The sequence below is a fragment of the Desulfobacterium sp. N47 genome (assembly GCF_051233685.1).
Classification (GTDB): domain Bacteria; phylum Desulfobacterota; class Desulfobacteria; order Desulfobacterales; family RPRI01; genus RPRI01.
Genome location: NZ_JBAMMY010000168.1, coordinates 1 through 7254 on the forward strand (window position 1 = coordinate 1; position 7254 = coordinate 7254).

Here is a 7254-nt window from a genome sequence, read left to right on the forward strand (position 1 = left end):
TTTGCTGTCTTTTACCGCTATCCCCTCCAAAACATCTTTGATATGCAATGCGTTGAAAGGATATTTCGCCGACGTTAACACTTAAATCGACACGGTGGTCGCCTTGCGGCAAATCTTGACCGACTTATTAAATCTCCTCATGTATGGCATAGTTTCAGAAGAAGACAGAAGCCAATTGGCAAGTTGGAAAGATTCGAAACAGAGTTTTGCCATGCAACATTATGACTGTGAATGATATGGCATATGTCAGTGGAAACGAGAAGAAAGATGTTATGAATAATGAACTTATTCTTGATGAAGAGGGCCATTCCATATGATGTCTGATCAGAAAAAGGAGATGACATAGTAATTAACAATATTGGTATATTCCCGCTTATTAACTGATAAACTCAACTATGAAAGGAGAATGAAATGGACGTTAAAGATTATTGTTCGAGTATGGAAATTGAGCTTGTAGGATGGAAAGCAAAAATTTTCGATGCAATTCGTAAAGCTGACAGGCTGGGCACCGCAGAGAAGGGCAAAGTATTTGAAAATATTAATGACTTGAAAATAATTGTTGCCGATATGGAAGAAAAAATAAACAGGCTTAAAACCGAATGTCCGTCTGAATGGAGCCCATATAAAAAAGACATGGATAAAGGAACAATAGACATGCGATCCAAGTATGAGCAAACAATGGAATATATTGGTAAAGCAAGTCCTGTTTCCATTGCGGGCTGAAATTTGATGTCACAATAATTGTGAGCCGAATATTTTCAAGGGGGCGTGACAATTGTTTGTATAAATTTACGCCCCTATTTGAACGACATGGTTAAATTTTTTGAAAGAATAAAAAATTAAGACACCAGCCGGGCAAGCCGTTTATTTGCTCGAAAGTTAAATGACCGTCTATTTTATTTCAGGATATCAGGTTTCAATATTGGAATAGTCTTGTTCAAAATTTGGTATCTGTTTCTTTAGCCATTTTCCTATTTTATTGATTATCATTTCTTGTATTTGACGAACTCTCTCCCTTGATATTTGATATCTATCCCCAATACTCTGAAGTGAAACAGGATTTTCAGCCATGATACGCATATCAAAAATATCAGCCTTTATACCTTTAAGCAGTTTACGAAACTTTTTCAGTTCCCTTTCAAGGTTTGTCTTGCTCTCAAGAACTGACAGTTGATCTATCGTACTTGCATTCTTATCCTGCACCCTTTCTTCTAAACATTCTTTTGAATCTTCCGATAATGGCTGATTAAGAGATAGTGGAGAATAGTCAAGGCGAGGAATCATCTGAACGATATCATTTTCCTGCACACCGAGTCGTTCAGCAAGGAGTTTCGGCTCCGGGTTCAGCCCCTCAGCAGTAATCTGACGTCTTTCTTTATTCAGGTTGAAGAACAACTTTCGTTGCTTCTGAGTCGTACCTATTTTTAACATATCCCAGTTATTCATTATAAATTTGAAGATATAAGCCCGAATCCAGAATGCAGCATAGTAGGAAAACTTTACACCTTTATATGGATCATATTTCTTTACAGCATGTATCAGACCGATATTCCCTTCCTGGATAAGATCAGGCACGTTGTTTGCCAAATAGTGCTGAAAATTAAAGGCGATCTTTACAACCAGCCGCAGATTGGAAGTAATCAACTTTGATGCGGATTCCTTGTCATCTTTATCTTTTACGTTTATGGCTAATTCTATTTCTTCTTCTCTGGATAAAAGTCTATACTGTGATATTTCCCGCAGATATGATTGAAAAAGGTTTGATGAATCCGGTGAATATCTTTTACTGACTATACAAAACAATATATCTGAAGAGCCTGAAGTTTCGTTGATTGCAATATCCTCAACATCTTCCTTTAAATAGGCTATCGATCCATTAGAAGTTATCATACCAATACGTCCTTATAGAATAATAATAAATTTTAAGATCAACCATGTTGGCGAAAGAGAGCCCTCATGCAGATCCTTATCTGCTGAGAGTGAAAAGACGGACTTCCCCCAATCCCATCAATCTTTGTGGGAATGTTCAAAATATAACTCGATAAAACTGTTTAACAAACTCCGAAGGGTCTTAACGTGCGACAGATCTGCGGTCTGTTTGCATTTCATGGCATAAATCAGCATTTTATGAAGTAGTATCACTTTTTCATTATAATTCTTATCATTGGGGTTGATTCGCTGTGTCATGAAATATTGTGTTACAATCTCCTGAAGCATATCAGCATGTTTATCTTTGTTCATAATCCATCTAACAAGCTGGTTATAATTTATCGGCTGTTCCTTCCGGTTATTTAAAATTACTTATTGATTTATAGCCGGATAATAACTCAAAATCTATGGGTTCATCACCCCATCTTGTCTGCGAATAACATGTATTTACTTGTGCCAAACAATTTTGACGCTGTAACTTTTATGATTCCTATCGAAATTGAATCTACATAAATGTTTGATAAATCATACCTGCATTTTTTTATCAGAATACAAGATTGACCTTATTCCCTTCAATACGGTTTTACGTTAGTTTTAAAATACTTCAAAATAACAAATAAGAATCAACTTCGGGAGATTTAGTTATCCTGATAAATTCAAGGAGAATAGAAAATGCCTGAATTTTCATCACCATTTGCCGGTTTGACCAATAAATGCAAACTCACCACTGAGGAGTTAGTTCGCGCTATACGGTTTGCAATTTCCGCTGAGTATGAAGCTATCCAGCTGTATATGCAGCTTGCTGAATCAATTGAAGATGATCTCTCAATCAGTGTACTGAAGGATATCGCAGACGAGGAACGAATTCATGCCGGTGAATTTCTGGAACTTCTGAAATATCTGTCGCCTGAAGAGGAGAAGTTTTACGATGAGGGAGCTGAAGAAGTTAATGAGATAATGAAAAAAACACAAGAAAGGAAGTAAATTAAAACACGACTTTTGATTATATCTCGTGGTTGTTTTCGACATTAGTCTGTTATTCTGCAACGTTTCGCACTTCAGCGACAACAACACGATCACGGCCTGACTTTTTGACAGAATATAGGGCATTGCCGGCTGCTTTCATGACAACATCTTTGGTTAAACCGTGTTCAGGGAAAACTGAAATTCCCAGTGAAATTGTGATGGTCCCCAGGGATTGACGCGGCAATAGAGGAGATGCCCAGTGCTATGAGCATGAACTGCTTCTTTAAGTTGGCCACGGGAGCAAATGCTTTTGCCAAATCCGCTTCAAGAACTAAGATCCAGCCAAAACCCTTGTGGTTTCGATACCCTTTCGAAAAGGTATGAACCACCACAATTTATCTCCCCTATCGGAATGACCGGTATGAATAAATATGCCTTCTTCCTTTGAATTCACCATGTTCACTATCAATCCTTTTTGCAATAATTATTGAGTGGATGATGCCGGAACTCTCATCCGGTTCAATTAAAAAGACTACAATTTTTTATTGACGTGAGGTTGGCCGCAAGAAATGGGGTACGGTATCGGTGACGATGGAAGTGCTCCATCGAGTTGGCCAATCTTCCGGTTGAACAATCCGATTTTGGCCTGATTCAACAATTCCGGGGAGCTCTTTTGGCAGGTCTTCCCCTGGGATATTTGGCTGATTTGCTGATTTCATACTGCAGCCTGTGATAGCTGTCAGCGGCGGCTCTTCCGATTTTATCGGCCGCTGCCTCGGCCTGTCGGTTGGTTCCGGATGAGTCAGCTAATATTATTCGACATAAATATATTGTCCAATATGTATTGCGCTTTTTGCCCGCAGCTTGTTAATATCCAGAAGTCTTTTAAGGGACATATTATATTTTTGTGCGATTTTATAGAGATTATCTCCGGTTTTAACCCGGTATTTTTTTAAAATATTATTGTTTTGGTTATCGTTATCGGGTGCTGGAACAATTAAGGTTTGACCTATCAGAAGATTAAGCGAATTTAAGTTGTTAATCTCCTGTATGTTTTTAATTGTCGTATTGTAGCGTTTAGCTATTATCCCGATGGATTCACCACTTTTTACAAGATGGTTTATGGTTTGCTTAGTCTTGCTGCTGCTGGCTCGTTGAGTTGTTTTTGACAGTTCAGCTTTTGCTACTGTCCCGCGATAAGGAATCTTAAGCGTAGTGCCTGTGATTAGAATCGGTTTTCGCATTTTGTTGTCACGCATTAATTTTTTGGTGCTGATTCCATAACGTCTTGCAATCGCCGAAAGCGTATCTCCTCTTTTCACTTTATAGTAAGCAATTGAATCCGCATGTTTTGCAGGAGTGGGTATAATTGAAGAGAGTGGGATTTCGTCTATTTTTGAAAGTAAATCTTTACCTTTATCGGGCGGTATTCTGAAAATATATTTATTGGGAGGCAGAATACAATACCTAAGCTCAGGATTAAGATGTCTTAAAAGCATTTCATCAACGTCAATTTCTCTGGCAATATCTTTGATATTGACTTGCTTTGTTATTTCAATGGTTTCATAATCAAATGGACATTCAATATCGTTCATGTCAATGCCATATTTGGCTGGGTTAGCTATGATCTGCAGAGTTGCTAAAAATCTTGGGACATATCTTGCCGTTTCTCTGGGCAGCTTTTCGTACAGATCCCAGAAATTATCAAGATAGTTTACATTTTGATCTCTGATTAACCTTAAAACACGTCCTTCTCCGCAGTTGTATGCTGCAAGCACTGTTGTCCAGTCACCAAACATTCCATGCAATTCTTTAAGGTAAGCTATTGCCGCTTTGGTCGATTTTTGAGGATCAAGTCTTTCATCAACAAACATATCCCTTTTTAAACCGAATTTATATCCTGTTGACGGAATAAATTGCCAAAGGCCAAGGGCTCTGGCAGGAGAAAGAGCAGTCACCTTGAATCCGCTTTCAATTAAAGGCAACCATGACAGTTCGGTTGGGATACCGGCTTTTTTAAGTTCCTCGGCTATATTTGCACGAAATCTTCCGGAACGTTTTAATGATTCTCTGAAAAAATTACTTTCCGCACCGGTAGTAAAAAGATCCATTTCGGCCTGAACATGTTTGTTAATTACCATAGGAATCGCATTGTGGTTTCCGGTAACTGCAAAGTTTCTTGAGGCATAAATTTCAAGTATTCTTTTCGAAATTGTAAATCTGATATCTTCTTTTTGCTGAGCCAGATTTGTATCATTTTCATCAATATCAACAGACAGAATCAAGGAATAAGCATGATCCAACGCTTCAAGTGCATTATCCAGTTCACCATTTTGCCATAATTCCTGAGACATCTGACAATAATCAAGAGCTTCGTCCATCATTAAAGTTCCAGCATTTTTCTTACGGTTCCCTTTTTTTGATGAAGAAGCCGTAGTATTTTCAATATCTTCATTTTCAGGATCCGGAGGTATCGTCATTATGTCATCAGCAAGTGGAGAAAGGCATGATTTTGAAATTTTTTCTTTTTTGGGTACAATAACTGTTTTCGGTTCGATTTTGCTTATTTCTTCAGAAATTTGATCATCTGAACGTCCGGAATTGTTAATTGAATCAACAGAAGCGGTAATATTGGCGCCGGCTTTTTTTGATGTATTTAAATTATTGTCTTGAGATACTTGAATATTGCCGTTATGAGCACAACCGGATATCAAAAATACCAATAAAATCGTAAATAATGAAACAGTTATATTTTTCAAATTATTTATCCTAAATTAAGAGTTTGCTGTGTTTCTGCCAGAAGATAATCCGAAGTCTTTGATCAAAACCCCTTTATCGGGGTCAGGGATAAAGAATAAGTCTTCACTGGATCCGGACTCATATTTCGCATGAAACATTTAAAAAGTTAGTTTCAAATGCCTTTTTTTATTTCATTTTAAAAGTGGGCATTATTAAACGGCATCAAATTATAAATACAATTAAGGCAAAATATGTTTTTAGCTGGAATCGATATCATTATTACTAATCTAATGGCGGAATTGATATTATTGCCCAATTTCTTTTATAAAACGTTGCAGGTATTTTTATATTTATTTTGGTTAAATGCTATCTGAATCCGTATATTCATTCAAAATGGCAACCTGCTGTTTAATGGGTTAAAAAAACAAATAAGCAATAAAATGTCAAGGATAATCCCAAAATTATTTAATATCCGGCAAAATATATTTCTGATGAAATATATTTATTACTAATTAATAAAGCAAGATATAAACTATATAGCATAATTATTTGCAAAAATGATCTTTTTTGAAAAAAACTGTTGATATTTCATAAATAAAAGAATAGTAGAGAGACTTCAAATAATTTGGATGGTCAATACGTATAATCTATTGCATCGCAAAAAATAAAGCTTTTTAGAAGACAGCTATATAAAATATTAAATACAAAGTTCTTATGATTCTATAGTGTTATTGTTCTAAATTTATAAAGATTTTTTGATTGTAATGCACTTTGAAGAACATAGAGTTTTGCTTTTCGGGGCTGATATAAATCTATATTTGTAGGTAGTATTACAATGGATAGACGAGCCAGAGTAGCTCAGTAGGTAGAGCGCCTCACTTGTAATGAGGATGTCGCGGGTTCAATTCCTGTCTCTGGCTCCAGATGTCATAATGGTGGGGTTCCCGAGTGGCCAAAGGGAACAGACTGTAAATCTGTCGGCGAAGCCTTCGGAGGTTCAAATCCTCCCCCCACCACCAACCTTGAAAGCGAGTCGGATGTAGGAGATTCTGCAGCTATTTTGAGGATCGTATTTGAACTACATGGCTTTCTTCTGGATTGTTGCTCTAAAATCCGGTGAAGACAATTAATGTTTTTATGTTTTGCCGGGATGGAATGCAGGTTTTAGCGGGAGTAGCTCAGTTGGTAGAGCTTCAGCCTTCCAAGCTGGATGTCGCGAGTTCGAGTCTCGTCTCCCGCTCCAAATTTAGGATTTATTGGATCTGTATCAAGAGCTATCAGTATAACGCAGTTGAAATGCCCACGTAGCTCAGTAGGTAGAGCACTTCCTTGGTAAGGAAGGGGTTCACCGGTTCGATTCCGGTCGTGGGCTCCATAATCAGAATTTTTCGCTTAATAGGAAATTGATAATAATTATTGCTGAATAGGTGTTGACATCTGTTGCTTTAACCTATTGAATATAAAAATTTGAATACCAAAATATTGGGAGGGTATTGAATATGGCTAAGAAGAAATTTGAGAGGAAGAAGCCGCATGTTAATGTTGGGACTATAGGGCATATAGATCACGGCAAGACAACACTTACGGCGGCAATAACAAAGCATTGCGGTTTGAGGGGTT

7 protein-coding genes and 4 tRNA genes are annotated in these 7254 nt (G+C 37.3%); 7 read left to right on the forward strand and 4 right to left on the reverse strand.

The window, feature by feature from the left end:
* The first annotated feature begins 411 nt into the window (after positions 1–411).
* Entirely contained in the window at positions 412–723 is a 312-nt protein-coding gene (locus tag VXK47_RS10815; protein ID WP_435548799.1) for a hypothetical protein, read from the forward strand.
* A 186-nt stretch (positions 724–909) separates the two neighbouring features.
* Here VXK47_RS10815 and VXK47_RS10820 read toward each other — a convergent pair whose 3' ends face one another.
* Positions 910–1890, reverse strand: coding sequence for a sigma-70 family RNA polymerase sigma factor (locus tag VXK47_RS10820; protein WP_435548800.1), 981 nt, complete (start codon positions 1888–1890; stop codon positions 910–912).
* Positions 1891–2007: 117 nt separating this feature from the next.
* Positions 2008–2298: a superoxide dismutase [Ni] gene (locus VXK47_RS10825; RefSeq protein WP_435548804.1), complete on the reverse strand. Its 291-nt coding sequence runs from the start codon at positions 2296–2298 to the stop codon at positions 2008–2010.
* Positions 2299–2601: 303 nt separating this feature from the next.
* Between VXK47_RS10825 and VXK47_RS10830 the strand changes: the two genes are divergently transcribed.
* The gene (locus tag VXK47_RS10830) at positions 2602–2913 is read left to right on the forward strand and encodes a ferritin family protein (RefSeq protein WP_435548801.1); all 312 of its coding nucleotides are present in this window, start codon (positions 2602–2604) and stop codon (positions 2911–2913) included.
* 52 nt (positions 2914–2965) lie between these two features.
* Here VXK47_RS10830 and VXK47_RS10835 read toward each other — a convergent pair whose 3' ends face one another.
* On the reverse strand, positions 2966–3139 hold the full coding sequence (locus tag VXK47_RS10835) for a diguanylate cyclase domain-containing protein (RefSeq protein ID WP_435548802.1): 174 nt from the start codon (positions 3137–3139) through the stop codon (positions 2966–2968).
* Positions 3140–3707: 568 nt separating this feature from the next.
* A complete protein-coding gene (locus VXK47_RS10840) occupies positions 3708–5654 on the reverse strand; it encodes a LysM peptidoglycan-binding domain-containing protein (protein ID WP_435548803.1) in 1947 nt (648 codons plus the stop codon).
* Between the two features lie 827 nt (positions 5655–6481).
* Here VXK47_RS10840 and VXK47_RS10845 point away from each other — a divergent pair.
* The 5 genes from VXK47_RS10845 to VXK47_RS10865 form a co-directional block, all read left to right on the forward strand.
* Positions 6482–6557, forward strand: a tRNA-Thr gene (locus tag VXK47_RS10845).
* Between the two features lie 11 nt (positions 6558–6568).
* A tRNA-Tyr gene (locus VXK47_RS10850) sits at positions 6569–6653 on the forward strand.
* Positions 6654–6801: 148 nt separating this feature from the next.
* Positions 6802–6877: transfer RNA gene (locus VXK47_RS10855), tRNA-Gly, on the forward strand.
* Between the two features lie 55 nt (positions 6878–6932).
* Positions 6933–7009 (forward strand) — tRNA-Thr (locus VXK47_RS10860).
* 124 nt (positions 7010–7133) lie between these two features.
* Positions 7134–7254: GTP-binding protein (locus VXK47_RS10865; protein WP_435548120.1), on the forward strand; the 121-nt coding region annotated here is incomplete at its 3' end.

What these genes read in the sequence shown, in the direction of transcription:
- VXK47_RS10830 (WP_435548801.1), top strand. Translation starts at nt 2,602, where the DNA reads ATGCCTGAATTTTCATCACCATTTGCCGGTTTGACCAATAAATGCAAA.
- VXK47_RS10815 (WP_435548799.1), top strand. Translation starts at nt 412, where the DNA reads ATGGACGTTAAAGATTATTGTTCGAGTATGGAAATTGAGCTTGTAGGA.
- VXK47_RS10820 (WP_435548800.1), bottom strand. Translation starts at nt 1,890, where the DNA reads ATGATAACTTCTAATGGATCGATAGCCTATTTAAAGGAAGATGTTGAG.